Raw genomic sequence first — 25039 nt, 5'->3', positions numbered from 1 at the left:
AGACCGTCTATTGCGGCCGGCCCGACCACCCGCAGGCGTCCATCATCGCCAACCAGATGACCGGCGGCGGCAATGTGCTGGCCTTCGATCTCGGCAGCCGCGAGGCCGCCTGGCGGTTCCTGGACGCCCTGGAGATCGTCGACATCTCCAACAATCTCGGCGACGCCAAGTCCATGGCCACCCATCCCTGCACCACCACCCACCGCTCCATGCCGGCGGCCGAGCGGGAGTCCATTGGACTCACTGAGGGCTGGGTGCGGATGAGCGTCGGCCTGGAGAACGACCGCGACCTGCAGCGCGACGTCGAGCGGGCGCTCGACCAGGCCTGACCGGTCCTAGAGCCTGAGCGCGTTTCGGTCCGATAACCGGTTCCCACTTATCGGAACGCGCTCTAGCCGCTGGTCAGGCTCTCCGGCTCCAGCCGATAGGTCTTGGCGCAGTACTCGCAGGTGACATGGATGCGCCCGTCCGGCTCGACCATGTCGGCGCGCTCCTCAGCCTCGAACGAGGCCAGGACCCCTCGGATGCGGTCTTCCGAACACCGGCAGACGGCGCTGAGCGCCTGGTCCTCGAACACCCGCACCCCGTCCTCGTGGAACAGGCGAAACAGCAGGGTCTGGCCCGAAATGGTCGGGTCGAGCAGCTCGTCCTCGCCGATGGTCTCGAAGAAGGCCTGGCTGCGGGTCCAGGCTTCTTCCGTGGAGCCGCGGGCCTGATCCTCGGCCACGTTCTGGATCAGCATGCCGCCGGCCCGCCAGCGCAGGCCATCGCCCACATCGGCCCGACCCACCGCCAGTCGCACCCGGGTGGGGGTCTGTTCGGACTGGGCGAAATACTGGTCGGCGCAGAGCGCCAGGGTCTCGCCCTCGATGGCGGTGACGCCCTGATAGCGGTCCATGTCCGGGCCCTGGTCGACGGTCATGATGAAGACCCCGCCGCCCAGCAGCGTCTTGGCGCCGGGACGCACGAACCCCTGTGAGGCTTCAGCCACCGCGTCGGGATCAAACCGGCAATAGCCGCGCAGGTGGCCTGAGGTGTCGTAGTCGGCGACCACATAGCGCACCGGGCCTTCGCCTTGGGCCTGGACGATCAGCCGGCCCTCGAACTTGAGCGCGGAGCCCACCAGGGCCGCCAGCGCGCAGGTCTCGCCCAGCAGGTTGGCGACGGCTTCCGGATAGGCGTGGGCGGCCAGGATCTCGTCGATGGCCGGACCCATGCGTACGAGGCGGCCGCGGACCGCGGCGTCCTCGATCTGGAACGGGCCGACAACGTCATCGGGGATGGGGAGCGTGTTCTGGGACATGGCGAGGCCATATAGGCGCCTCGCGCCCCGATTGCGAGCCCGGCTGTGGCGGCCTCAGATCGCCCCGAAGCACCAGGCCAGGATCGACTTCTGGGCATGGATGCGGTTTTCCGCCTCATCCCAGATCTTCGAGCGCGGGCCATCCATCACCGCATCGGTGACTTCCTCGCCGCGGTGGGCGGGCAGGCAGTGGAGGAAGATCCCGTCCTTGGCCGCCAGATCCATCAGCTCGTCGTCCACCTGATAGGGCTCGAAGGCCGCCAGGCGCGCGTCATGGTCGGTGTCGCCCATCGAGACCCAGGTGTCGGTGATCACGCAGTCGGCGCCGCGCACGGCCGCCCGGGGATCTTCGGTCATCGTCACCTGCCCCTGCATCTCGGCAGCGCGGGCCAGATCGGTCAGGTCGGGGTGATAGATGGTCGGGCAGGCGATGTTCAGCTTGAAGCCGAACTTGCCCGCCGCATGGATGAAGCTTGAGCACACATTGTTGCCATCGCCGACCCAGGCCAGCGTGCGGCCCCTCACCGGCCCCAGATGCTCCTCGAAGGTCAGCAGGTCGGCCAGGATCTGGCAGGGGTGGCTCTTGTCGGTCAGGCCGTTGATCACCGGCACGGAGGAGGCGAGCGCCAGACGCTCCACGTCCTCGTGGGTGTTGGCGCGGATCATGATCGCGTCGACCATCCGCGAGAGCACCTTGGCGGTGTCCTCGATGGGCTCGCCGCGGCCCAGCTGCATGTCGGCCGAGGTGGAGATGATCACGTCCCCGCCCAGCTGGCGCATGGCTGCGTCAAACGAGAAGCGGGTGCGGGTGGAGTGCTTCTCGAAGATCATGGCCAGCACGCGCTCGCGCCCGGGGGCGTCGGCGTCCACCCGGCCCTGGGGCCAGCCGGCCCGGGCGGCCTTGCGGGCCTTGGCGTCATCAAGGATGGCGCGCAGATCGGCGGACTCCATCCGCCAGAGGTCGAGAAAATGTCTCGGAGAAGAGGTCATCGGGGGAAAATCCCATCGACCCCGCGCCTGCGCCGGAAATTGGAAATGACGCGTGCTGAGCGCGGGGTCCTTGATTGATGAGTCCCGGCGTCGGGGCCGGGCGTGAAATCCTCAGGCCGCCGCCTGGGCCTTGGCGCGGGCTCGCTCACAGGCGGCTTCGAACCGCTCGATCGCCTCGCGGGCCTCGTCCAGGGTGAGGTTGAGCGGCGGCAGCAGGCGCACGCAGTTGTCCCCGCCGCCGGCGATCAGCAGGTGCTCGTCGCGGGCGTGCTGCATGAACTCGCGGTTGGGGGTCACCAGCTTGACGCCGATCAGCAGGCCCTTGCCGCGCACATCGGCCACCACGTCGGGATAGCGGTCCTTGAGGCCGGCGATCTGCTGGTTGAAATAGCCGGCCACCTCGCGGACATGGGCCAGCAATTCGGGCTTGGCCAGCTCATCCAGGGCCGCCTGACCGACCGCCATGGCCAAGGGATTGCCGCCATAGGTCGAGCCATGCGAGCCGACGCTCATGGCCGATCCGGCCTCGATGGTGGCCAGGCACGCGCCCACCGGGAAGCCGCCGCCCAGAGCCTTGGCCACGCACATGATGTCGGGGTTGCCCTCGCCCTCGGCCCAGTCATGGGCGAACAGGCGCCCGGTGCGGGAAAGGCCACACTGGATCTCGTCATAGATCAGCAGGATGCCCTCATCGTCGCACAGCTGGCGCAGGCCCTTCATGCAGGCCACCGGCAGGGAGCGGGCGCCGCCCTCCCCCTGGACCGGCTCGATGATGATCGCCGCCGTGGTCGGGCCGATGGCCGCGCGCAGGGCGTCGTGGTCGCCATACGGCAGGTGGACGAAGCCCGGCAGCGGCGGGCCAAAGCCCTCCAGATAGGAGGCGTTGCCGGAAGCGTTGACCGCAGCCACCGTCCGGCCGTGGAACGAGCCCTCGAAGCCGATGATGTCCACCCGCTCCGGATTGCCCCGGGCCCAGTGATACTTCCGGGCCGTCTTGATGGCGCACTCCACGGCCTCGGCCCCGGAATTGGTGAAGAACACCACATCCGCAAAGGTCTCGGCGCAGAGCCGGCTGGCGAGCGCCTCCTGCCCCGGGATCTTGAAGATGTTGGAGACGTGCCAGAGCTTTTCGGCCTGGTCCTTCAGGGCCTGGACCAGCCGCGGATGGGCGTGGCCCAGCGCGTTGACCGCAATGCCGGCCATGCAGTCCAGATAGGCCTCGCCGTCCGCCGTGAAAAGTCGCGCGCCCTCGCCTCGTTCGAACGCCAACGGAGCGCGATTATAGACGCCCATGATGTGGTCGTTGGGAACGGTCGCGGCTTGATGCGCGGTCTTTTCGGTCACGGGGATGGCCCTCCGGAAACGTAAGCGTCCCCGCAGCAGGGCGGCGGGGACTGGAAGGCTTTGCGTTTTCCGCTTGGAACGGCGGTCTGTCAATCGTCGGTTATGTGACAGCCCATGGACGCCCTAGCGCTGTGGGTTCAAGGTCACGCGGCAACCGCAAGGAGACGTTGAATATGGGTCTGCCGCAGACGCTCATTGGCCTCGCCGCACTCACGCTCGCAGGATGCGCATCCATGGAGTCATCGCCCCCGGAAGCTGCGAAGGCCGAGGTCACCGGCTCCGTATTCTATCGCGAGCGGATCATGCTGGCCCCTCCGGGCGTGGTCACCGTCACCCTGGCCGACACCTCGCTGATGGACGCCCCGGCCAAGGTGATCGCCACCCAGGTGATCCCGAACGTCACCGCCCCGCCGATCAATTTCCGGCTGGCCTATGACCCTGCCCAGATCATCCCGAACCACACCTATTCAGTGTCGGCGCGGATCGAGGTCGATGGGAAGCTGCGCTTCATCACCGACACCCATTATCCGGTCATCACCCGCGGCGCCCCGAACCACGTCGAGATGCTGGCCGTCGGCGTTCCCCAAAACTGATCGCGCGGGCCGGCTTCAGGTCTTCAGCTTGTAGCCGGTCTCGAACATCCACATGCACAGGCTGGCGAAGGCGATCACCAGACCAGCGGTGACGCCGACGCCAGCCAGCAACGAGCCCTCTGCGTGGCCGATGAATCCGTAGCGGAAGCCGTCGATCAGATAGAAGAACGGGTTGTAGTGGCTGGCCGTCCGGAACGGCTCGGGCAGCCGGTCGACGAGATAGAAGGTCCCCGACAGGAACGTCATCGGCATGATGATGAAGTTGGTCACCACCGCCATGTGATCGAACTTCTCAGCCCACAGCCCGGCCATGATGCCCAGCATCCCCAGGATGAGCGCGGCGCTGATGCCGAAATAGAGCACGGCCCAGAGATGGGTGATCGGCAGCCAGGCGAAGGGCAGGATTGCAGCAAAGGTCACCGCGCCCACAACCACGCCGCGCGTCGCCGCGCCCAGCGCAAACGCCAGCACCTGTTCCAGCGGCGTCAGCGGCGGGGTCATGAAGTCGCCCACCAGCCCGTTGAACTTGGCCTGCAACAGCGATGACGATGAATTGGCGAAGGCGTTGTTCAGGATCTGCATCATGATCAGGCCCGGCGCGACGAAGATCGCGAACGGCGTCCCATGGATCGGCGGGGCGGCGCCCTGCACCGCGACGACGAAGACCATCATATAGAGCAAGGCCGTGACCACCGGGGCGGCCAGGGTTTGCATCCCCACCTTCCAGAACCGGCGGATCTCGCGAAGATAGAGAGTGGTGAAACCCGCCCAGTTGAACCCGTGATAGTCGCGGGGCATCGGCGGGATGACGGCTTCGGCGGCGGGCATGTCCTTCATGGATGCCGATGTGCGCCCACGAGGTTCAGATCGCAAGCACACCGCGCTCTCGGCACGTCGAAACGGCCAAAACAAGCCTCGAAACGCCCTGCCGATCGTCTCGCCTGTGGAGCGAATTTCGAATCAACGACGCTACATGTGGTTTCTGTGGACGAAGGATAGGGCGCCTATTGTGGCCCTTAAGGAACTTGTTACGATATCTAGTAGTTGAGGCGGTCAGAAATTGAGACCGCCACAAGATGTTGATCCTGGCCGCCCGCGGGGGCGGCGCCGGGGCGTATACACAGCGGTGGAGGCCAGACATGGGTTGGACTGACGAGCGCGTCGAGAGCCTTAAAAAACTCTGGCAAGACGGCCTTTCGGCCAGCCAGATCGCTAAACAATTGGGCGGGGTGACCCGCAACGCCGTCATCGGCAAGGTCCACCGGTTGGGCCTGTCGGGTCGAGCGACGCCATCGAAGCCGGCGCGTCCGGTCTTCAAGGCTCCGCGTCCCGCGCGTCCCGCCGCAGCTCCGGCCGCGCCGCGCCGCATCGCCGAACCGGCGGTGGCCGTCGCCAGCGCTCCGGCGCCGACCCCGGTCCGCTATGTCGACGAAGCTCCTGGCTCGGCCACCGTGCTGACCTTGGGCGCGCACATGTGCAAGTGGCCGATCGGCGATCCGTCGAGCGACAGCTTCACCTTCTGCGGCCGCCGCCAGGACGAGGGCGTCTACTGCCTTGAGCATGCTCGGGTCGCCTATCAGCCGGTGCAAACCAAGAAGCGTTCGGGCGCCAACGAACTGGCCCGCTCGCTGCGCCGCTACATCTAAATCCGGGGGGATGGGGTCGGGGCGCCATTGCGACGGCAGCGACTGTCGACGTAGGCGCCCCGACTTCCCCTGGTCTCTTCCCATAAGCCTCCATGCGGGGGTTTGGGTTTGAGCCGCCCGCCGCTATGTCTGCGCACATGACCGACGTCGCGCCCGACACAGACTCCAACGCCAAGGCCTATTCGGTCTCCGAACTCGCCTTCGCGCTGAAGCGCACGCTTGAAGACGCCTACGGCTTCGTCCGCTTGCGCGCCGAGCTATCCAAGGTCACCCACCACTCCAACGGCCACGTCTACCTGACGCTCAAGGACGAGCGCTCGGCCATCGACGGCGTCGTATGGAAGGGATCGGTCAAGAACCTCTCGGTCCGCCCTGAGCACGGGCTGGAAGTGATCGTCACGGGCAAGATCACCACCTATCCCGCCGGCTCCCGCTACCAGATCGTCATCGAGACCATGGAAGTCGCCGGCGTCGGCGCCTTGCTGGCCCAGCTTGAGCGACTGAAGGCCAAGCTGCATGGCGAGGGGTTGTTCGATCCCGCGCGCAAGCAACCCTTGCCCACCATGCCCGCGACGATCGGCGTGATCACCAGCCCGACCGGCGCGGTGATCCGCGACATTCTTCATCGTATTCGCGACCGCTGGCCCTGCCGCGTCATTGTCTGGCCGTGCGTCGTCCAGGGCGAGGCGGCGGCCGCGCAGGTCGGGAACGCGATCCAGCGGTTCAACGCCCTGCCGCTGGATGGGCCAGTGCCCCGTCCCGACATCTTGATCGTCGCGCGAGGCGGCGGATCGGTGGAAGACCTCTGGGCCTTCAACGACGAGACCCTGGCCCGCACCGTCGCGGCCGGGACCATCCCCCTGATTTCCGCGGTCGGCCACGAGACCGACACCACCCTGATCGACTTCGTGTCGGACCGCCGCGCGCCGACGCCGACCGCCGCCGCCGAGATGGCGACGCCAGTCCTGCCCGAGTTGCGCGCCTATATCGGCGACCTCTCCAGCCGCCTGCACCGCTGCGGCGGCCGGGCCGTCGAGGATCGGCGCGGCCGGGTCGAGCATGCGGGCCGCGCCCTGGCGCGAGTGCCGGACCTGGTCGAGATGGCGGCCCAGAGGTTCAACCTCGCCTCCAGCCGGCTCGGCGCGGGGCTCTCGCGCAACGTCGCGGCTCACGGCACCGATCTGGTCAAGGTCTCCTCACGGCTGTCCCCCAGCCTTCTGCAACGCCCCCAGCAGGTCCACACCGAACGGCTGACGCGTCTTCTGGTGCGGATGAAACCTGCTCTGGATCGGAAGATCGAGCGCAGCGCCGAGCGCCTGGTCAGCCTGTCCAAGCTTCACGCCTCGGTCGATCCCAGCGCCCCGCTGAAGCGAGGCTTCGCCCGCGTGCATCGCCTCGATGGTTCGCTGGTGCGCGAGGGCGCGTCTCTGGCCAGCGGCGAAGGCGTGCGCCTGGTCTTCGCCGATCAGTCGCGAGACGCGGTGATCGACGGGCCACCAGCGCTCGCGCCGTCGACACCCACCCCGCCGCCAGCCAAGCCGGTCCGTGCGGCGAAGCCCGTATCGCCCCCATCGAACCAAGGCGATCTGTTCTGATCGGCTTTCGCACGCTAAACTGGGTTCATGAACGCCCACGACCGTGACCTCACCGGCTCCGACATCGCCTCGCTTCACTATGGCGACGGCGAGTTCGTTGTTCTCAAGCCGGGACGCTATGTGATCTGCGCCGTTTCCAAGGTGAAGATCCCGGTGGAAGCCCTGCGCTACTGGAACCCAGCCCTCCAGGAAGCCTACGCCACGCCGGTTGAAGCGCTGGCGCGGTGGAAGCAGATCAATCCCTGACCCCCGTCTGAGCCGCCGCGCCGCGGCGCTCGGGCTGGCCTCGTTCGCACTGACCAGTCCGGCCCACGCCGGGCAGGATATCGCCTTGACCGGCCGCTACCAGCAAGGCGGGTTCGCGATTGGCCGCACCGCGCCCGGCGCGAAAATCCTGCTGGACGGACAATCGGTCACCCGTGCGTCGCGGGCCGGCTTCTTCATCGTCGGCTTCGACCGGGATGCTCCGTCCAAGGCGGTGCTGCGCGTTTCCAGCCTGGGCCCCGACACCAGCCGCACCCTCGACATCGCCAAGGGTGACTTCGACGTTCAACGGATCTCTGGCCTTGGCTCGCCGTATCGCGGCAAGGCCAGCCCCGAGCTTGAAGCGCGCATCGCAGACGAGAACCGCCGCAAGGCCGCGGCCTTCGCCAGCCGTCTCGAGCGCGACGATTTCCGCGGCGGTTTTTCCTCCCCGCTGTCGGACTTTCGGGTCAGCGCCCGGTTCGGCGGCCAGAGGGTCGTCAACGGCCTGCCGCGCCCGCCGCACTATGGGATCGACCTGGCGGCCCCGCGTGGGACGGCGATCCGCTCGCCGGCCGGCGGCGAGGTTCTGTTGGCCGACAGCGGCATGCTTTTCGAGGGCGGCCTAATCATGATCGATCATGGCCAGGGACTGGTCAGCGCCTACCTGCACCTCAGCGACGTGGGCGTCAGCCGTGGTCAGAGCGTTCGGCGCGGCGAGCGCATCGGCGCGGTCGGCGCCACCGGCAGGGCCACCGGCCCACATCTATGCTGGCGCATGAAGTGGCGCGGCCGGCACATGGATCCGATGTTGATGGTCGGCGTCCGCACGCCCGCCTAGACGCTACGCCTCAACGCGAGCGCTTATAGGTGTCGCTCGGCCAACGCTTATGGGTCCAGAACCACTCAGCCGGACGCTCGCGCACACGCTCCTCGATGAAGGCGTTGACCTTGTGCACGCCCGCCTCGATGTCGGCGGTGAGATTGCCCGTGTGCTCCAGGTGGATCGGCTCGTGCACCACGACGCGGAACCGCGCCTTGTACCGGCGCTGCACGGACATCGGCTGCAGCACGGTGTTGAAGCGCAATGCGAGGCGCGAGGGGCCAGGCGCGGTGTGCGCCATCACGCCGAAGATCGGCGCGGCGACGCCGCCATTGAACTTCTGGTCGTTCATCAAGGCCACGGACTCGCCACGCCCCAGGGCCGCGAGCAGTTCGCGCGCGCCATCGCCGCCCTTCGGCGCGAAATAGCGAACCCCGTAGCGGAAACGATAATCGCGGACCCGCTTCTCGACATGCGGATTGTTCATCGCCCGATAGGTGATGTGGCACTGCACCGGCGAATTGACGATGGTCGCCGGCATCACTTCGAAGTTCGAGAAGTGCCCAGACACGAACACCACCGGTTCCTGCTTGGCGGCGATCTCGTTCAGCCGGTGGCCGTTCACCACCTCGACTCGATCGGGCGAACCGATGATCCGGTCCATGATCAGCAGCTCAAGGAACGTCCGCCCGGTGTTGTCCCACTGCTCGACGAGGAGCCGGGCGATCTCGGCGTCGGAGGCTTGCGGAAACACGATTCGCAAGTTGGTCTCGGCCACTTTGTGAGCGCCGGTCAACGGTCCAAACGCCTTGAAGAACCACGACCCGAAATCGGACACGACATCGACCGGCAGCATCCGGGCGAACAGGATCACCACATCAAAGGCCAAGGCCTCCAATCGCCACAAAATGTCCTGCGCCACTGAGGGCCTAGCCTGCGTCATTCCTCTCTCTAGTCGTGTCTTTCATCGTCGCGCAACGCGAACGGCGCTCGCTTGGCGCGCGACTTGCGAAATTCCTGGTGAGCCGTCTCGCTTTGGGACGGAGGCACGCAGAATAGCGAGGGGGCGATGGAACCCATGGGCGACAACATCGACGTACACCTGGGCAAGCGGCTACGCCGGCGGCGGCGGCTGCTCGGCTTGACGCAACAACAACTGGCGGGCGCCTGCGGCGTGCGCTTCCAACAAATTCAGAAATACGAGTGCGGCGCCAATCGCATCTCGGCCGCCCGCCTCTGGCAACTGTCCGAGGCTCTCGAGGTTCCGGTCGGATACTTCTACGACGGCCTGACCGACGCGGCTCAACGAGAGCACTGCGCAAACGAAGGCGAAGCCGGGGGCGAGATGTTCGCCCAGAAGGAAACGCTCGACCTGATCCGCGCCTATTACCAGCTCGGCGAACGGCCGCGCCGGCGCCTGCTCGACCTAGCCAAGTCGCTGAACGGCGACCACGAGATCGCCTGACGGCTCGCCTCCGTTCGGCTTTCACAGGAGCCAGCGGCGGGGTAAAGCGGGAGCCATGCCCGCCTCCTCCCTCACCGCTGGCCGCCTGGCCGAACTCGACGCCTTCCTGATTGAGCTGAACGCCGCCTCTGCGCAGGTCATCCTGCCGCTCTTTCGGGCCGATCACGGCCTGGAGGACAAGGGTGGAGCCAAGGGCTTCGATCCCGTCACCGCCGCCGACAAGGGCGCGGAAGTTGCGATCCGCAAGCTGATCGCCGAGCGCTATCCCGACCATGGGGTGATCGGTGAAGAATATGGCGAGGACCGCCCCGAAGCCGAGTTCGTCTGGGTGCTGGATCCCGTCGACGGCACCCGCGCCTTCATCGCCGGCCTGCCGCTGTGGTGCACATTGATCGGCCTAAGGCACAACGGCCGCCCGGTCCTGGGCTCCATCGGCCAACCCTATCTGGACGAGGTTTTCCTTGGCCATGCGGGGGGCTCCCGCCTGGTCTCGCGCGGGGAGACGCGCAGCTTGCAGGTCCGTCCCTGCCCGAAACTCACCGACGCCGTCATCGCCACCACCGACCCAGAGTCCTGCTTCGATGGACCTGAATTGGGCGCCTGGACCCAGGTGCGCGCCGCCGCCCGCCTCGCGCGGCTGGGCTGCGACGCCTACGCCTACGCCATGGTGGCGATGGGTAAGATGGACATGGTGATCGAGGCTGGACTGAAGTCCTGGGACATCGAATCGGCCATCCCCCTGATCGAGGGCGCGGGCGGCATGGTCACCGACTGGCGCGGCCAGCCGGTGGGACAGAACGGCGGCCAGATCGCCATCGCTGGCGACCGGGCCTGCCTCGACGAGGCCCTGGTCGCCCTCCGACGCTCTGCGAAATAACTAGGCCTTAGCCGCCGGCGCTTTCTTGACGGCCGGCTTGGCCGCAGCCGGAGCCTTGGTTGCGGCAGGCTTGGGAGTCTTGGGCGCAGCCGCAGTCTTCGCGGCCGCGGGCTTGGCCGCCGACTTAGGGGCGGCTTTCGTCGCGGGGGCCTTGGTCGCGGCGGCCTTTGTAGCAGCAGCTTTCGGAGCAGCGGCCTTCGGGGCGGCGGCAACCTTGGCGACCGTCTTCGGAGCAGGCGCAGCCTTTGGCGCGGCGGCCTTCTTGGGGGCGGCGGCTTTCGCGGCCGGAGCCGGAGCTTTCTTCGCAGCGGATGTGGCAGGCGCGGCCGGCGCGGCTTCGGCCTTCTTCGGAGCCGCCTTCTTGGCCGCCGCCTTGGGCTCGGCCTTTGGGGCCGCCGGCTTCGCAGCGGCCTTGGGAGCCGCCGCCTTCTTCGGAGCGGCCTTCTTGGCTGGCGCCTTTGCTTCAGCAGTCTTGGCTACCGGCTCCGAAGCGACGGCGAGCGGCGCCGCGACGGGCTCCACAGCAGGCGCCGGGGCCGGGGCGGACTGCGGCGCCGCTGTCGGTGCAGGCGCGACAGACTTCACCTCAGGCGCAGGAGCGCTCGCCGGCTTGCCCAGGAGGGCGTCGAGCGCACGCAGGAAGATATTCCGCATAGTGTCGGTCTCCATCAGAATTTCGTGGTAGGCGCCGGGAACATTGATGAACTCGCCCTTGGGCAGGTTCTTCGCAACGGCGCGTTGGGCGCTGTTGTCTACAAGCTTGTCTTGTTCCGCTGAGACGATGACGACGGGAATCGTCACGCTTTTCAAGTTTCCGCCTTGCGAGAGATAGGCTGTAGCCCGGAAGGCGAAGTCGAGCCACCCCCAGGTCGGACCGCCCAACGCCAGGTCGGGAGCGGCCAAGATCTGCGCCTTGCCGCGTTCATAGCGGGCGCGGTCATGGGTGAGCACATTGTTTTCAAAGGTCTCGGTCACGCCAGGACCGCGGGCGAGCCGTCCGGCCCGGCCCAGCGCCACATTGAAGGCCGCCAGGGCCCGGGCCATGAGCAATGGAACCCCGCCGGTCTGCAGGCCAAGCATCGGCGCCGAGAGGATCGCACCCTGGAAACGCGAGGCCTCGCCGTGGGCGAGCGCCAGCAGGGTCAGGCAGCCGCCCATCGAGTGGCCGATGGCGAACCATGGCTTGGGCAGTCGCGTCTCATAGGCCGCCAGCAAGGCACGGTAGTCGGCCAGGAAAGCTTGGTACCCAGCCGCGTGCCCCGCCAGCCGATCCTTCAGCTCGCGGTGCGACAGGCCCTGGCCGCGCCAATCGTGGGTCAGGACAACATAGCCTCGTCCCGTCAGGTCCTCGATCGTTTCGAAATACTTCTCGATCGCTTCGGTTCGGCCGCCGCTCAAGATGATCGAGCCGCGCACATCGCCCTTCGCGGGGAACAGCGCCGCACGCAGTCGGGCCCCGTCGGCGCCCGTAAACCACTCGGCCTCGCCGCCCTGGGGAACGGGCGCGCCACGTATCGAAATGAGCGGAGCAGCCAAATTGTCTATCCTAGTTTGGAGAACAGAGCCTGCATCTGAGGCTGCAGGGACATGGCCAGCCCCATGTCAGACACCTTCAGCCGTCCCGTGATCACGGCGGTCATCGGGTTGAGTTCACCCTTGCCCAGCGCCTTCAGATCCTTCTGGCTGATCGACACGGTCAGATCGGCCGGCTTGTCGTCATTGGAGACCGCCGCGCCTTCGATATGGATGAAGCCTTCACCGCGCAGGTCGACCTTGAACGACTTGCCCAATCCGGAGTCTTCACCCACGGCCTGGGTCACGCGTTCGGTCAGTTCCTGCAGGGTCGTCATGGGCGCGTTCTCACATCAAAGTGAGCGGCACCTTCGCCTCAAGCGTGAGTCAAGTAAACGGCGCGACTAGAGTTTGAGCAGTGTTTTCCGAGCAATAGCTCAATCAACTAGCGGCCTGGGGCGCTGGGCAGGTGTCGCTGATGCGCTTGGCCGTGGTCGTGGCGCGGGCGCTGAGCGGGAGGCCGGCATAGACCGTGCTGATGTCGGCGACCATGGTGAAGGTGGTGGGCGAGTAGGTCCCGGTCGCTTGCAGGGCGGCCTTGCTGCCGTTCTTCGTCGCGCACTGGCCCTTCAGGGAAATCTTGCCGTCCTTGAAGACCCGGGTGGGATAGTCGCATTTGTAGTGGCGGTTGGACGGCCCCATCACGAACTTGGAGACCTCCGCAGGCGTAATGCAGCGCCGCTCGGTCTTGGTCTGGCTAACGATCGCCGAGACCTTGTTGGTGACTTCCCAGTAACCGGGCTGGATCGTGGTGTCCTGGGCGAGCGCCGGCGACGTCAGCAGAACACAGGCTGGGATCAGGGCGAGGGCGGTCTTGCGGATCATCACGTACCTTTACCGTATGGGCTCCGCGCCAGACTAGCGGCTTCAACCTGACTGGCGCCTGACCGACCTGGCGCCGATCGGTTCATCTGGGGTGACAAGCCCTCGGTTCAAGCTCATGGTTGAGAACGCTTCTTAACAAGGAAGCGCAAAATTCGGCCTAGGGAGAGCGCCGTGAAGACACTGGAACTTGCTGACATCGACAGCATCTATCGCGCTCCGGGACAACTGGTCCTCGATAAGGTGCTGGATCACGTCGAGAAACACGGCCGCAGTTTCATCGCCTTGTCGCCGTTCTGCGTGGTCAGTGCGGCTGGCCCCGATGGCGGGATCGACGTCTCGCCGCGAGGCGGCGAACCAGGTTTCGTGCATGTCAGCGAGGACGGGAAGACCGTGTTCCTGCCGGACCGACCGGGCAACAATCGGTTGGACACTATCCGCAACCTGCTGGCCGGACCGGGACGGATCGGGATGATGTTCATGATCCCCGGTTTCGACGACGTCTTCCGGGTCAACGGCCGGGCCAGCGCCAGCGACGACGCCGACCTGCTCGCGCGGTTCGTGGAGTTCGGGAAGACGCCGCGGCTGGTGATCCGCATCGCTGTCGAGGAAGCCTTCTTCCACTGCCCCAAGGCCATCATGCGCGCCAAGCTGTGGGAACCGGAGGCGCAGATCGATCGCGCCGCCCTCCCCTCGGGCGCCGAAATGGTCATGGACCAACTCCAGCTCGGCAAGCCCAAGGTCACCAACGAGGCGATCATCGAGAGCTACAAGACGCAGCTCTGAGGCCTACGCGGCCGGCTTCACCAGCCGCAGGGTCATGCGGTCGCTTTCGCCGATCGCGTCAAACTTGGTTTGATCGAAGCTGGGATCAGGCGCCTTCCCGCGCGGCGAGGTCAGACGTACGGGCGGCAAGGTCCAGACGCCGAACGGGTGGTCCCGGGTGTCCTTCGGGTTGGCGTTGATCTCGCTGGCCTTGTCGAGGACGAAGCCGGCCTCCTGAGCCAGACGGATAACATAGGCCTGTTGCACATAGCCGTCGGCGGCCAGGGCGTCCTGGACATCTCCCGCCGCCGCGCGATGTTCCTCGATGCCCAGCACCCCGCCGGGCTTCAGGGCGGCGAAGGCGTCGCGAAACGCCTTCTCCGCGATGCCGGCCGCCATCCAGTTGTGCAGGTTCCGCAGGAACAGCACCAGGTCGGCGCTTCCGGCCGGCGCGACCGGACCGCTGGTGGCGCCAAAGGCGGTGATCTCCACCTGCCCGAAGAGCTTTGGATTGGCCTTCAATCTCGCCCGATAGGCTTCGACGATTTCTACGGCGGCAGGATCGGTCGGCTCCAAGTCCGCGGCGATCAGCTTGCCGTTGTTGGCGGCGAGATACGGCGCGAGGATGTCGGTGAACCAACCGGCGCCGGGCCAGAACTCGACCACGGTCTGACCGGGCTTCAGCCCCCAGAACTCAAGAGTCTCTACCGGATGACGCCATGCGTCGCGCGCCTTGTCGGCGGGAGAGCGCCAGTCACCTGCGACAGCCTGGGCGATGGTCAGGCCCTTGGCCGGACGGCTGACCGCCGCGGGCTCGGGCGAGGCCTCGCCCTTCTTGCCGCAGGCCGCCAGCGCCAGGGCGCCGACCAAAGCGCCGCGTCGCGAGAACGAGATGGTCGAAGGTGAAAACGGCATACAGATCCTAGAAATCGTCCCAGGCCGCGTAGCGTGACCCGGGACGATGGTCAAAGCATGGCCCTACGGCTTGACGAACCGCAACGTCATGCGGTCGCTCTCGCCAATGGCGTCATACTTGGCGCGGTCGAACTTGGGATCGACGGGTGCGCCGCCCGCGGAAGAACTGCGCACCGGCGGCAAGGTCCAGACACCGAACGGATGGTCCTTGGTGTCCTTCGGATTGGCGTTGATCTCCGACTTGGCGTCCAGCTTGAAGCCCGCCTTCTCGGCTGCGGCGACGACGAAGTCGGTCGCGACATAGCCATCCTTTGCGCCAGCGACCTGCGCGCGGGTGGGATCGGAGCGATGCTCCTCGACGGCCAGCACGCCGCCCGGCTTCAACACGTCGTAGAAGTCCTTGAAGACCTTATCCATCATGCCCTCCTGCCCCATCCAGTTGTGGACGTTGCGGGCGGTGATGACGACGTCGGCCGAGCCTGGCGCGCCGAGCGGCGCGGAAACCGGACCAAATCCAACGTATTTGATCGGGCCAAACTTGGCTTGGTCAGCGTACTTCGCTTCGAAGTCGGCGCGGCCCTTGCGACCGGCGTCCGAGAGCTTCGGATTGGCGGTGTCGGCTATGCCGGCGACATAGGTTCCGCCGGTAGCCTTGGCGTAGGGCGCGAGGATTTCGGTCCAATACCCGGAGCCGGGGGAGACCTCGATCACAGTCTTTTTCGGAGCCACGCCCCAGAATACCAGGGACTCGTAGGGATGCCGCGCGGCGTCGCGCGCGACGTGGGCCGCCCCCCGCTGGGGTCCGGCGATGGCGGCCTTCAACGCCTGGTCGTCGGCCGCAGCCGCGGGCTGGGCGATAGCGGCCACGCTGGCGAAGGCGGCGAGCAGGGCGAGTTTACGGTGGGACATCTCTGGCGGAGCCTTTGTTTTGTTTCCTGGGCGGCGCGAGCCTAGAGACGCTCGCGCTGCTGGCAAGCAAGTTGAGCATTCAACGCCAGATGCAGATGAAATTGTCCTGCGCCAGGGGTCTTGAACGGCGGCCTGCGCCTCCCACCTAAGCATTCGAAGGCGCTGGACACCCGGGCCTTCCAGGCAATGTACGAGGCCGATTTTGGCTCGTGCGCCGTCTGACCCAACGCAACCTTGCTTAAGCCAAGAAGGTACCTGATATGCGTACGATCGACTTCTCCCCCCTCTACCGCTCCGTGGTCGGTTTTGACCGCCTGGCCTCCCTGCTGGAAACCGCCAGCGTCGACGCCGCGGCCGGATATCCGCCCTACAACATCGAGCGCACTGACGAGAACGCCTACCGCGTCGAGATCGCGGTCGCGGGCTTCCGTCCCGAAGAACTGAACATCGAGGTCAAGGAAAACCTCCTGACCGTGCAAGGCCGCAAGGCCGCCAACGACGACCAGCGCAAGTTCCTCCACCGCGGCCTGGCCGAGCGCAACTTCGAGCGCCGGTTCCAGCTTGCCGACTATGTGGTGGTGACCGAGGCGGCGCTCGCCGACGGCCTGCTCTCCATCTCCCTCAAGCGCGAGCTGCCTGAGGCCCTGAAACCCCGCCAGATCGAGATCACCACCTCGGTCCAGCCCAATCTGATCGAAGGCGAGAAGGCCGCCTAACCTCCCCCCCGAGGCGGCTTTTGCCCTCCAGGGGGTGGCGCCCTGCGCCGCCCCCTCCCCTTTCCTCCCCCAAGTAGGATCCTGGGCGGCGCCACAAGCGCCGCCCTCTTTTTTGCATCACCACTGACAGCACGGTGGCGGCAGCCGGGCGTTAGATTCTTCGCAGGTTCACGACGGAGAAGGTGACATGACCCTGAAGGGAAGCTGCCATTGCGGCGCCACTCAGTTCGAGGTGACGGAAGCCCCGGCCAGCGTGACCAGCTGCAACTGTTCCTACTGTTCAAAACGCGGCGCGCTCTGGGCCTATTACACGCCCGATCAATTCACCCTGACCACGGCGCGCGACCGGGTCTCGACCTATCAATGGGGCGGCTATTTCGGCCAGCACCACTTCTGCGGCATCTGCGGCTGCACCACCTATGGCGAAAGCCCGAGCTGGGTGGATTACAAGCCCGACTACGCCAATCCGAAGATCGGCGTGAACGCCCGGCTGTTCAATGACTTCGATCTCGCCACCGTGCCCGTCGAGCACGTCGACGGCAAGAACGAGTGGTGATCAGAAGGTCCCGTGCCGCCCCTGGCCGGACACGAACCGGACCGCCCCTTCCAGGCCCTCGCCCGTTCGCAGGGTGGCGCGCCCCAGCTCGATCTCCAGGTGGGTCGCTTCGTCCCAATCCAGAGACCACTGGCCGATAGCTGACGCGCGATCGTTACGCAGGCAGGTCTGAGGGAAGGCCGAGAGTTGGCCCGCGAGCTCCAGGGCGACGCTCAACGCCTCGCCCTTCGGCGCTAGCCGGTTAGCCAGACCGATCGCATAGGCCTCCTGCGCCTCGACCGCCCGGCCTGTCAGGATCAGATCCATCGCCCGCGAGTGGCCGATCAGCCTTGGCAGGCGCACGGTCCCCAGATCGATCAGCGGCACCCCGAAACGCCGGCAGAATACGCCGAACACCGCCCCTTCGGCCGCGACCCTGAGGTCGCACCAGGCGGCCACCTCCAGCCCGCCGGCCACGGCGTGCCCCTCGACTGCGGCGATCACCGGCTTGGACAGCGATAACCGCGTGCATCCCATCGGCCCGAGGTCGCCCTCGCCGTGTACCGGATTGCCGCGACCTTCGCTGACACCCTTGAGATCGGCGCCTGCGCAGAAGCTCCCACCCCGTCCCTGAAGGATCGCGACATCCAAGGCGTCGTCGGCGTCAAAGGCTTTGAAAGCGTCGTACAGCGCCTGGGCGGTGGCGCCGTCCACGGCGTTGCGCCGTTCGGAACGCTCGATAGTCACTACGGCAGTGCGGCCGTGGGTTTCGACGCTGACAGTTTCCATGACTGGCCTCCTCGGAGCTGGAGGCCAGAATAGCGAGGCGCCGCCGCGTCAGATGAGCTGAATTCGGCGCGCGCGAGGATCTTCCAAGCCGACCACCGCCTGAAGCTGGGCGTCCTTGAAGCTGGCGTTTTCCAGATAGGCGCCGGTGAAGTCGGCTCCCCGCAGGTCGGCGCCGTCCAGCACAGCCCCGGTCAGGTCGCATCCCTCGGCATGGGCGAAGCGAACCTGGGCGTTGGCGAGATAGCCCGGGGTCGTCCGATCCGCGCTGATGGGCAGCGGCGCGAACACCGCATCGCGCAGGTCAGCGCGAACCAGGTTGGCTTGAGTGAGACGAATGCCGCGAAGGTCGGCGTCGGCGAAACAAACGCCGCGCAGGTCGGCGCCCTCGAGATTGGCCCCCTGCATCTGCGTGCCGGTAAGATCCAGCCCGACCATGATCGCGCCCTTGGCGCTGCAGGCGCTGAGCCGCAGGCCGCGCAGCTTGCCGCGCAACGGACGCAGATCTTCGCCATCCAGATTGGCGGGCTTGCCCTCCCGGCCGCCGCTTTGGCACCAGAGGTGGTTGGCCTGCAGCATCGCCAGCAGTTGCGGCGCGCGCGCAATGGCCTCTGGCGTCGAGGCAGCGACGACGCCGGTCACATCAGTGGTCGAGGAGGTCCGGGACGCGCGGAGATCGACGCCGGTCAACACAGCGTACGAGAGGTTTGCGCCTTCGAAGTTCGTGCCGCCCAGATCGGCGCCGTCGAAGATCGCGCCGGACAGATTGGCGTCCTTGAAATTCGCCCGCGACAGCTTGGCGCCCTTCATCGAACAATCGGTGAAATCTGCGGCGAAAGCTGTGACGTCCTCCATCTGCGACTGGTCCAGCGTCGCGCCGGCGAACGTCGCGCTATCGAGTTGCCCATGGCGATGTTCGTGCGAGGTCGCCGACAAGCCCTTGACCGGATGAGGCACCGCGACCTGCCCGATCCGAAAATCGGCCTGGGTGAGATCAGCTTGGGTAAGGTTCGCGCCGCGCAGGCACGCGCCCCGAAGGTCAGCCCGGACCAGGCTCGCGCCGGTCAGATCGGCTCGGCGAAGATCCGAGCCGAAGAGCGTGGCCCGATCCAGCTTGGTCCCGATCAACTTGGCGCCGTCCAGGATCGAAGCCGAAATGTCGGCGTCGGCCAGATTGCGACCCGACAGCGCGCAGTCGGACATGTCCACAAAGCGCAGCGAGGCGCGCTTGCCGCCCGGTCGTCCCGAAACAAATCGCTCGTGGGCGGCGACAATCATATCGACCTCGCCCTGCGAAAGTTTTCGTCTTCCGAGTAGCCCGGCACCGCTCACGACAGCAGTCTCCTTCCCGATCTGATGGAAGGTGCTGCATAACAGCGTAATGCGACTGAACAGTTAAGCTTACCGCCGCTGCAAGCCTATCTCAGACGAAATCCTCTAGGCCTCGTACGCCCCACTTCTGGGCGTTTGTCAGATTAGCCTGACGAACCATGGCGTTCGTGAAGTTGGCGCGCGAAAGGTCGGCGTCGACGAAGATGGCGTGACGGCAATCGGCCCGCGCCAGATCGGTGTTCTTAAGTTTGGCGCCAGTCAGATTGCACGGCAGGGTGCGGTCCGCGCCCAGTAACAGCGGCCCCATCTGGGCGTCGCGCAGATCGGCGCCCGAGAGCTTGGCCCCGATCAACCGCGCGCCACGCAGGTCGGCCCGCCGCAGATTGCAGTTGCGAAGATCCGCCCCGTCGAGTTGCGCGCCCTGAAGCTGCACACCCTCCATATCAAGGCCATAGAACACCGCGCCCTTGGCCGACAACGCGGTCAGGTTGAAGCCGCGAATGGTTTCCAGGGCCCGCAGATCGGCATTATCGAACACGGAGGGGGTGCCTTCAGCGCCGCCGGTCTCGCACCATCTGGCATGATCGCGGATCATGATCTTGTAAGGCAGGTCCTCCACCGACTTACCCGAGGGCTCGTCGGTCAGCACGCCGCGCATGTCGGCTTGGCTGACGTTCCAGGAAAAGGTCTTGGCGCCCACCAGGATGACGTCGCGCATATCCGCGCCGGCAAGGTCAGCGCCGGACAGGTCGGCGCCGGCCATGTTGGCGCCTGACATGTTGGCCTGCTTCAGGTTGGCCCGCACCAGCTTGGCGTCTTTCAGGATCGCATCGCTGAAGTCGGCCTTGACCGCCATGATCCCCGACAGCCGCGAGCGCTCGAGGTTGGCCCCGGCCAGGATAGCCCCGGAAGCTTCACCGACGCGATTGATGTGTTCCAGCACCCGCAGGCCCTTGTCACGGTCGCCGACCGCGATGGCGCCCTCGCGCAGGTCGGCCTCGAACAGATCGGCGCCGGTGAGATTGGCGCCGCGCAGGCAGGCGGCGCGCAGATCGGCGCGGCGCAGCGAAGCGTCGGTCATGTCGGCGCCCTGCAGGTCGGCCCCGAAGAGATTGGCGTGGTCGAGCCGGATGCCCTGCATCTGGCAATTGGCGAGAATGGCCCCGGTGAGATCTGCGTCGCACAGATTCTTGCCGCGTAAATCCAGCCCCGTGAGGTCCTTCCAAGAGAAGACAGCGCGGGCGCCGCCCGGCTTGGAAGTCCACAGGCGATCATGCTTGGCGCAGACCGCGTCCAGCTCGTGCTGGTCGAGCTTGCGTAGCTCCTGGACAGGCGCTGGCTGGGCGGACATGCGGAACTTGGGACTCCCGTATTACCGGGCGATCCTAGCGCCTGCGCAATTAACGCAGCCTTTCCGCAGTCCGGCTTGGCTATGGTAAATCGCGCTGTGGCGAATAGTCGACATAGAGAGGAGCGGCTTCAGCCTCCAGCACGCCAAGCCGGACCTTGATGCCTGCGGCCAGCAATCGCTCCGCGCCCTGGCCGGATGCCAGCGCCGAAGCATCTTCACAGGCGACGACGACTTCGGCGACAGCGCTCGTGGTCAGGCGCTGGGAACAAGAAGCGGCGCCGGAGGACCGAACACCGCATGGCTCCAAGGTGACGTAGGCCACCGCCCCGCGCGCCTTTTCGCCGGCCTGATCAAGGGCTTGCTCTTCGGCATGGGGGCGTCCGCCTATCGCCGTCACGCCTTCGCCCACCACCACGCCGTCCTTGACGATGACGCAGCCGACGCTGGGATTGGCGCCGGTCCGGCCAAGATGGGTCCGCGCCAGGGCGATGGCGCGGCCCATGTATTTCTGGTCGTCCGGCTCGATCATGCCGCCTGCGGCAAGGGCGTCGCGCGGCTTTCGTCGAGATAACGCGCCGAGACCGGCTTAAGGTTAGCATCGAGCTCGATCAGCAGCGGATTTCCGGTGGGGATCTCAACGGCCATGATGTCCTCGGCGCTGAGGCCATAGAGCAGCTTCACGATCGCCCGCAGGGAGTTGCCGTGCGCGGCGATCAGCAGGGTTTCCCCGGCCGAAAGATGCGGCGCGATCTCGGCGTTCCAGTAGGGCTCGACCCGCTCCAGCGTCGTTTTCAGGCTCTCGGTGTCGGGCAGGACCGCGCCGGAGTAGCGACGATCCTTGGAGAAATCGAACTCGCCGCCCGGCGCGAGCGGCGGCGGCGGGGTGTCATAGGACCGGCGCCAGATCTTGACCTGGTCCTCACCGTGCTTGGCCGCAGTCTCGGTCTTGTTCAGCCCCGTCAGCCCGCCGTAGTGGCGCTCGTTCAGGCGCCAGTCCTTGGTCTCAGGCACGAAGGCCTGCCCGGCGGCGGCGAGCGCCAGCCACAGAGTGCGGATCGCACGGGTCTGGACCGAGGTGTAGGCGCGGTCGATCTGCAGGCCCGCGGCCTTGATCAACTCGCCGCCCTTGCGGGCCTGGGCCTCGCCTTCCGGCGTCAGATCGACGTCCACCCACCCGGTGAAGCGGTCTTCGAGGTTCCATTGGCTCTGGCCATGGCGGAGAAGGATCAGGGTCGGCAAAGCTCTGCGCTCCTTTGAGAGGATGCGAGCGGGCTAAGGCGCGGGGGCCCCAGCGTCAAGGTCCGCTGGCCCCTCGCGGCGGCGCCCGCTATATGAACCGCAATGACCGATCGCTTGTTCTTCCCCCTGCTCGCGGCTCTGTTCGTCGCCATGGTGGCCCTGGCCGCCGTGTGGCCCCAGGGCCTGGGCGACCGTTCCCCGCCCCCGTTCGGCCATCAGCCGATCCAGCAGACGGCGGCGGTGAAAGCGGCGATGGATCGCGAGACCCAGGCCTCCGAGCAACGGCTGAACGCGGCCCGCAATGCGGTGGCCGACGCTCAGACCCAGGCGATCTCCCCCACGAAATGACCGCCTCTGTTTCCAGGACCACGGGCCAATGACTGACTTTGACGCCATCGCCGTGGGCCGCCGGGTGCTGACCGCCGAGGCCGACGCCTTGAAGCTGCAGGCCGACACGCTCGGCGAGGCGTTCGTGCGGGCGGTCGATATCCTGTTCGCCGCCAAGGGCCGCATCATCTGCACCGGCATCGGCAAGTCCGGCCACGTCGCCAAGAAGATCGCCGCCACCTTCGCCTCCACCGGCGCGCCAGCCTTCTTCGTCCACGCCAAGGAGGCCAGTCATGGCGACATGGGCATCATCTCGTACGGCGATTTGATCCTGGCGCTCTCGAAGTCCGGGCAGAACCAAGAACTGGCCGACATCCTGGCCTATTCCCGCCGCTTCCACATTCCGCTCATCGCCCTGACCGCCGCGCCCGACAGCCCGCTAGGACAGGCGGCAGATGTCGTCCTGGAGCTAGCGGACGCTGCCGAGGTGACCGCCGAGGTCAAGGCGCCGACCACCTCGACCACCCTGCAGATCGCGCTCGGCGACGCCCTCGCGGTCTCGCTGCTCGAGCGCCGCGGCTTCACCGCCAAAGACTTCAAGACCTTCCACCCCGGCGGCAAGCTGGGCGCCATGCTGCGCACCGTCGGCGACCTGATGCACGGCCGCGATGAGTTGCCGCTGGTCTCGCAAGACACACCGATGACCGAGGCCTTGCTGGTGATGACCAGCAAGGCCTTCGGCATCGTCGGCGTCACCGGTCCGGACGGCGCGCTTCAAGGCGTGATCACCGACGGCGACCTGCGCCGCCACATCGACGGCCTGCTGGCTCACACCGCCGGCGAGGTCATGACGCCCGGCCCGAAGAAGTCGGCGCCTCCCGGCATGCTGGCTTCCGAAGCGCTGGCTCTGATGAGCGACCCGCTACCGATGGTGACTGTCCTATTCGTCATCGACGGCGGCAAACCTGTCGGAATTCTGCGCATTCACGACCTGATCCGGGCCGGCGTCTGACACCGTCACGAAACGTAAACTCGTCACTCGCGTTCGCTTGGCCTTAAGGTCCCAACCTTATGAGCGAGCCGCACTAGAGATAACGGAGTTATAATGTTGCCTGTCCCGCGCGCCGACCTCGTGCCCAACACCTTCGACTACGAAATCACGCCGCTGGTGAAGGCCACCGGCTTCCGTGAGTACGACGCGCGCTGGCTCTTCGGCCCGGACATCAACCTGCTCGGTATCGAGGCGCTTGGCCTCGGCCTCGGGACCTACATCCAGGAACTGGGACAGACCAAGATCGTGGTGGGCCACGACTACCGGTCCTATTCCCTATCGATCAAGCAGGCGCTCATCGTTGGCCTGGTCGCGGCCGGTTGCGAGGTCGTGGACATCGGGTTGGCCCTGTCGCCGACCGCCTATTTCGCCCAGTTCGCCCTTGATGCGCCATGCGTCGCCATGGTTACGGCAAGCCACAACGAGAACGGCTGGACGGGCGTGAAGATGGGCGCCCAGCGTCCGCTGACCTTTGGCCCCGTCGAAATGGGCCGCCTCAAAGAGATCGTGCTCGGCGGCCAAGGCGTGGCCAAGGCCGGCGGCTCTCTGACCCATGTCTCCGGCTTCCAGGCGACGTTCATCGCCGACGTCTCCAGCCGCACCAAGATCAAGCGCCCGCTGAAGGTGGTCTGCGCCTGTGGCAACGGCACCGCCGGCGCCTTCGCGCCCCAGGCCCTGCGCAACATGGGCGTCGAAGTCATCGAGATGGACTGCGAGCTGGACTGGAACTTCCCGCGCTACAATCCCAATCCCGAAGATCACGAGATGCTGACGGAGATGGCCAAGGCGGTCCGAGAACATGGCGCCGACCTGGCGCTCGGATTCGACGGCGACGGCGATCGGTGCGGCGTGGTGGACAACACCGGCGAGGAGATCTTCGCCGATAAGATCGGCCTGATGCTGGCCCGTGACCTGTCGGAACTGCACAAGGACGCGACCTTCGTCGTCGATGTGAAATCGACCGGCCTGTTCGCGACCGATCCGGTCCTCAAGGCCAATGGCGCGAAGACCATCTACTGGAAGACCGGCCACAGCTACATCAAGCGCAAGACCGCCGAGCTCGGCGCGCTGGCCGGCTTCGAAAAGAGCGGCCACTTCTTCTTCAACGACCCGATCGGCCGCGGCTACGACTGCGGACTGACGGCCGCCGCCGCCATCCTGGCGATGCTTGACCGCAATCCGGGCAAGAAGCTTTCGGAGCTGAAAGACGCTCTGCCGATCGCCTACACCTCGCTCACCATGTCGCCGCATTGCGCTGATGAGGAAAAGTACGGCGTCGTCGAAGACGTGGTGGCCGAGTACGAGCAACTGGCCAAGGACGGCGGCACCATCCTCGGCCGCAAGATCGTCGAGGTGATCACCGTCAACGGCGTGCGAGTCGCCCTGGAAGACGGTTCCTGGGTGCTGGTCCGCGCCTCGTCCAACAAGCCGGAGATCGTCGTTGTGGTGGAAAGCACCAGTTCCGAGGACGACATGCGCGCCCTCTTCCGCGAGGAAGTGAAGCCGCGCCTGGCCAAGCGGCCGCAGGTGGGCGCTTACAACCAGGAAGTCTGAAGCTCCGCGCCCGCCGGCGATGCTTGGCGGGCGCGTCTCTTGCTGCGATGCGAAATGAATGTGCCGTTCTGGATCGGCGTGCGATTGCGGGGGCTGTCGCAGCGTGGTGAAAAGCGGTCGCGCGAACGGATCTAAGGGTAATCCATGCACGTCACGATGATCGGCACCGGCTACGTGGGCTTGGTGAGTGGGGCTTGTTTCGCCGATTTCGGCCACAGCGTGACCTGCATCGACAAGGACGCAAGCAAGATCGAACGCCTGCGCTCGGGCGGCATTCCGATCTTTG

29 protein-coding genes and 1 pseudogene are annotated in these 25039 nt (G+C 66.3%); 15 read left to right on the top strand and 15 right to left on the bottom strand.

The features are described 5' to 3' along the window. Nucleotides 1-329 (top strand): PLP-dependent transferase (locus Q8M13_RS15800; RefSeq protein ID WP_305300991.1); only part of this gene is annotated, 329 nt, incomplete at its 5' end. Nucleotides 330-391: 62 nt separating this feature from the next. Here the strand turns inward: Q8M13_RS15800 and Q8M13_RS15795 are convergent. The 3 genes from Q8M13_RS15795 to Q8M13_RS15785 all read right to left on the bottom strand — a co-directional run bounded on the left by Q8M13_RS15795 (nucleotide 392) and on the right by Q8M13_RS15785 (nucleotide 3586). Further along, complete coding sequence (locus Q8M13_RS15795) at nucleotides 392-1303, bottom strand: Hsp33 family molecular chaperone (RefSeq protein WP_305300990.1); 912 nt, start codon at nucleotides 1301-1303, stop codon at nucleotides 392-394. A gap of 54 nt (nucleotides 1304-1357) precedes the next feature. Beyond that, nucleotides 1358-2293, bottom strand: coding sequence for an ornithine carbamoyltransferase (gene argF, locus Q8M13_RS15790; protein ID WP_305300989.1), 936 nt, complete (start codon nucleotides 2291-2293; stop codon nucleotides 1358-1360). Between the two features lie 111 nt (nucleotides 2294-2404). Then, nucleotides 2405-3586, bottom strand: coding sequence for an aspartate aminotransferase family protein (locus Q8M13_RS15785; protein WP_305300993.1), 1182 nt, complete (start codon nucleotides 3584-3586; stop codon nucleotides 2405-2407). Nucleotides 3587-3870: 284 nt separating this feature from the next. On the opposite strand from Q8M13_RS15785, the gene Q8M13_RS15780 reads away from it, so the two are divergent. Then, nucleotides 3871-4230, top strand: a complete 360-nt coding sequence (locus Q8M13_RS15780) for a YbaY family lipoprotein (RefSeq protein WP_305300988.1) — start codon at nucleotides 3871-3873, stop codon at nucleotides 4228-4230. Between the two features lie 15 nt (nucleotides 4231-4245). Here Q8M13_RS15780 and Q8M13_RS15775 read toward each other — a convergent pair whose 3' ends face one another. Continuing rightward, nucleotides 4246-5067 carry an ABC transporter permease gene (locus Q8M13_RS15775; RefSeq protein ID WP_305300987.1) on the bottom strand — a complete coding sequence of 274 codons (822 nt, stop codon included), beginning with the start codon at nucleotides 5065-5067 and terminating at the stop codon, nucleotides 4246-4248. Nucleotides 5068-5369: 302 nt separating this feature from the next. Here Q8M13_RS15775 and Q8M13_RS15770 point away from each other — a divergent pair, with 302 nt between their 5' ends. The 4 genes from Q8M13_RS15770 to Q8M13_RS15755 all read left to right on the top strand — a co-directional run bounded on the left by Q8M13_RS15770 (nucleotide 5370) and on the right by Q8M13_RS15755 (nucleotide 8555). Further along, nucleotides 5370-5876 carry a GcrA family cell cycle regulator gene (locus Q8M13_RS15770; RefSeq protein WP_305300985.1) on the top strand — a complete coding sequence of 169 codons (507 nt, stop codon included), beginning with the start codon at nucleotides 5370-5372 and terminating at the stop codon, nucleotides 5874-5876. Between the two features lie 137 nt (nucleotides 5877-6013). Further along, nucleotides 6014-7471 (top strand): exodeoxyribonuclease VII large subunit, encoded by a 1458-nt coding sequence (gene xseA, locus Q8M13_RS15765; protein WP_305300992.1) that lies wholly within the window; start codon nucleotides 6014-6016, stop codon nucleotides 7469-7471. A 27-nt stretch (nucleotides 7472-7498) separates the two neighbouring features. Beyond that, nucleotides 7499-7717 (top strand): DUF2093 domain-containing protein, encoded by a 219-nt coding sequence (locus Q8M13_RS15760; RefSeq protein WP_304811913.1) that lies wholly within the window; start codon nucleotides 7499-7501, stop codon nucleotides 7715-7717. An 85-nt stretch (nucleotides 7718-7802) separates the two neighbouring features. Then, entirely contained in the window at nucleotides 7803-8555 is a 753-nt protein-coding gene (locus tag Q8M13_RS15755) for a M23 family metallopeptidase (protein WP_305300984.1), read from the top strand. 10 nt (nucleotides 8556-8565) lie between these two features. Here the strand turns inward: Q8M13_RS15755 and Q8M13_RS15750 are convergent, their stop codons facing one another. Further along, nucleotides 8566-9480 carry a lysophospholipid acyltransferase family protein gene (locus Q8M13_RS15750; protein WP_305300983.1) on the bottom strand — a complete coding sequence of 305 codons (915 nt, stop codon included), beginning with the start codon at nucleotides 9478-9480 and terminating at the stop codon, nucleotides 8566-8568. Nucleotides 9481-9606: 126 nt separating this feature from the next. Between Q8M13_RS15750 and Q8M13_RS15745 the strand changes: the two genes are divergently transcribed. Together Q8M13_RS15745 and hisN are read left to right on the top strand one after the other, a co-directional pair. Then, entirely contained in the window at nucleotides 9607-10002 is a 396-nt protein-coding gene (locus Q8M13_RS15745; RefSeq protein ID WP_305300982.1) for a helix-turn-helix domain-containing protein, read from the top strand. Between the two features lie 55 nt (nucleotides 10003-10057). Then, nucleotides 10058-10879: a histidinol-phosphatase gene (gene hisN / locus Q8M13_RS15740; RefSeq protein WP_305300981.1), complete on the top strand. Its 822-nt coding sequence runs from the start codon at nucleotides 10058-10060 to the stop codon at nucleotides 10877-10879. Here hisN and Q8M13_RS15735 read toward each other — a convergent pair whose 3' ends face one another. The 3 genes from Q8M13_RS15735 to Q8M13_RS15725 form a co-directional block, all read right to left on the bottom strand. Then, complete coding sequence (locus Q8M13_RS15735) at nucleotides 10880-12415, bottom strand: alpha/beta fold hydrolase (protein ID WP_305300980.1); 1536 nt, start codon at nucleotides 12413-12415, stop codon at nucleotides 10880-10882. It lies immediately after the preceding gene. A gap of 5 nt (nucleotides 12416-12420) precedes the next feature. Beyond that, nucleotides 12421-12729, bottom strand: coding sequence for an SCP2 sterol-binding domain-containing protein (locus tag Q8M13_RS15730; RefSeq protein WP_305300979.1), 309 nt, complete (start codon nucleotides 12727-12729; stop codon nucleotides 12421-12423). Nucleotides 12730-12832: 103 nt separating this feature from the next. Then, complete coding sequence (locus Q8M13_RS15725; protein ID WP_305300978.1) at nucleotides 12833-13276, bottom strand: DUF3617 family protein; 444 nt, start codon at nucleotides 13274-13276, stop codon at nucleotides 12833-12835. A gap of 171 nt (nucleotides 13277-13447) precedes the next feature. Here Q8M13_RS15725 and Q8M13_RS15720 point away from each other — a divergent pair, with 171 nt between their 5' ends. Beyond that, nucleotides 13448-14059: an MSMEG_1061 family FMN-dependent PPOX-type flavoprotein gene (locus tag Q8M13_RS15720; protein WP_305300977.1), complete on the top strand. Its 612-nt coding sequence runs from the start codon at nucleotides 13448-13450 to the stop codon at nucleotides 14057-14059. A 3-nt stretch (nucleotides 14060-14062) separates the two neighbouring features. On the opposite strand, the gene Q8M13_RS15715 is transcribed toward Q8M13_RS15720, so the two are convergent. Together Q8M13_RS15715 and Q8M13_RS15710 are read right to left on the bottom strand one after the other, a co-directional pair. Beyond that, on the bottom strand, nucleotides 14063-14953 hold the full coding sequence (locus Q8M13_RS15715; protein WP_305300976.1) for a class I SAM-dependent methyltransferase: 891 nt from the start codon (nucleotides 14951-14953) through the stop codon (nucleotides 14063-14065). 63 nt (nucleotides 14954-15016) lie between these two features. Next, nucleotides 15017-15862 (bottom strand): class I SAM-dependent methyltransferase, encoded by an 846-nt coding sequence (locus tag Q8M13_RS15710; RefSeq protein WP_305300975.1) that lies wholly within the window; start codon nucleotides 15860-15862, stop codon nucleotides 15017-15019. A gap of 260 nt (nucleotides 15863-16122) precedes the next feature. On the opposite strand from Q8M13_RS15710, the gene Q8M13_RS15705 reads away from it, so the two are divergent. Both Q8M13_RS15705 and Q8M13_RS15700 read left to right on the top strand, forming a co-directional pair. Further along, the gene (locus Q8M13_RS15705) at nucleotides 16123-16578 is read left to right on the top strand and encodes an Hsp20 family protein (protein WP_305300974.1); all 456 of its coding nucleotides are present in this window, start codon (nucleotides 16123-16125) and stop codon (nucleotides 16576-16578) included. 187 nt (nucleotides 16579-16765) lie between these two features. Next, the gene (locus Q8M13_RS15700; protein ID WP_305300972.1) at nucleotides 16766-17134 is read left to right on the top strand and encodes a GFA family protein; all 369 of its coding nucleotides are present in this window, start codon (nucleotides 16766-16768) and stop codon (nucleotides 17132-17134) included. Here Q8M13_RS15700 and Q8M13_RS15695 read toward each other — a convergent pair whose 3' ends face one another. From Q8M13_RS15695 to gpmA, 5 genes are all read right to left on the bottom strand, one after another. After that, nucleotides 17135-17902: a crotonase/enoyl-CoA hydratase family protein gene (locus Q8M13_RS15695; protein ID WP_305300970.1), complete on the bottom strand. Its 768-nt coding sequence runs from the start codon at nucleotides 17900-17902 to the stop codon at nucleotides 17135-17137. 48 nt (nucleotides 17903-17950) lie between these two features. Continuing rightward, a complete protein-coding gene (locus Q8M13_RS15690; RefSeq protein WP_305300968.1) occupies nucleotides 17951-19177 on the bottom strand; it encodes a pentapeptide repeat-containing protein in 1227 nt (408 codons plus the stop codon). 145 nt (nucleotides 19178-19322) lie between these two features. Next, nucleotides 19323-20582 carry a pentapeptide repeat-containing protein gene (locus tag Q8M13_RS15685; RefSeq protein ID WP_305300967.1) on the bottom strand — a complete coding sequence of 420 codons (1260 nt, stop codon included), beginning with the start codon at nucleotides 20580-20582 and terminating at the stop codon, nucleotides 19323-19325. Nucleotides 20583-20661: 79 nt separating this feature from the next. Then, nucleotides 20662-21111 carry a bifunctional diaminohydroxyphosphoribosylaminopyrimidine deaminase/5-amino-6-(5-phosphoribosylamino)uracil reductase RibD gene (locus Q8M13_RS15680; RefSeq protein ID WP_305300966.1) on the bottom strand — a complete coding sequence of 150 codons (450 nt, stop codon included), beginning with the start codon at nucleotides 21109-21111 and terminating at the stop codon, nucleotides 20662-20664. Beyond that, nucleotides 21108-21821, bottom strand: a complete 714-nt coding sequence (gene gpmA, locus Q8M13_RS15675; protein ID WP_305300965.1) for a 2,3-diphosphoglycerate-dependent phosphoglycerate mutase — start codon at nucleotides 21819-21821, stop codon at nucleotides 21108-21110. The genes Q8M13_RS15680 and gpmA overlap by 4 nt, the downstream gene beginning before the upstream one ends. A 102-nt stretch (nucleotides 21822-21923) precedes the next feature. Between gpmA and Q8M13_RS15670 the strand changes: the two genes are divergently transcribed. The 4 genes and pseudogenes from Q8M13_RS15670 to Q8M13_RS15655 form a co-directional block, all read left to right on the top strand. Further along, nucleotides 21924-22169: a hypothetical protein gene (locus Q8M13_RS15670; protein ID WP_305300964.1), complete on the top strand. Its 246-nt coding sequence runs from the start codon at nucleotides 21924-21926 to the stop codon at nucleotides 22167-22169. A 28-nt stretch (nucleotides 22170-22197) separates the two neighbouring features. Continuing rightward, nucleotides 22198-23160, top strand: coding sequence for an SIS domain-containing protein (locus Q8M13_RS15665; protein ID WP_305300963.1), 963 nt, complete (start codon nucleotides 22198-22200; stop codon nucleotides 23158-23160). Between the two features lie 93 nt (nucleotides 23161-23253). Further along, nucleotides 23254-24753 (top strand): phosphomannomutase/phosphoglucomutase, encoded by a 1500-nt coding sequence (locus Q8M13_RS15660; protein ID WP_305300962.1) that lies wholly within the window; start codon nucleotides 23254-23256, stop codon nucleotides 24751-24753. Nucleotides 24754-24897: 144 nt separating this feature from the next. Next, a pseudogene (locus tag Q8M13_RS15655) lies at nucleotides 24898-25039 on the top strand (UDP-glucose 6-dehydrogenase); the annotation flags it as partial.

It is taken from the genome of Phenylobacterium sp. (genome assembly GCF_030681155.1).
Classification (GTDB): Bacteria; Pseudomonadota; Alphaproteobacteria; order Caulobacterales; family Caulobacteraceae; genus Phenylobacterium.
Note: the sequence above shows the minus strand (reverse complement) of the source record. Positions and strands in the feature narration are given on the sequence as shown.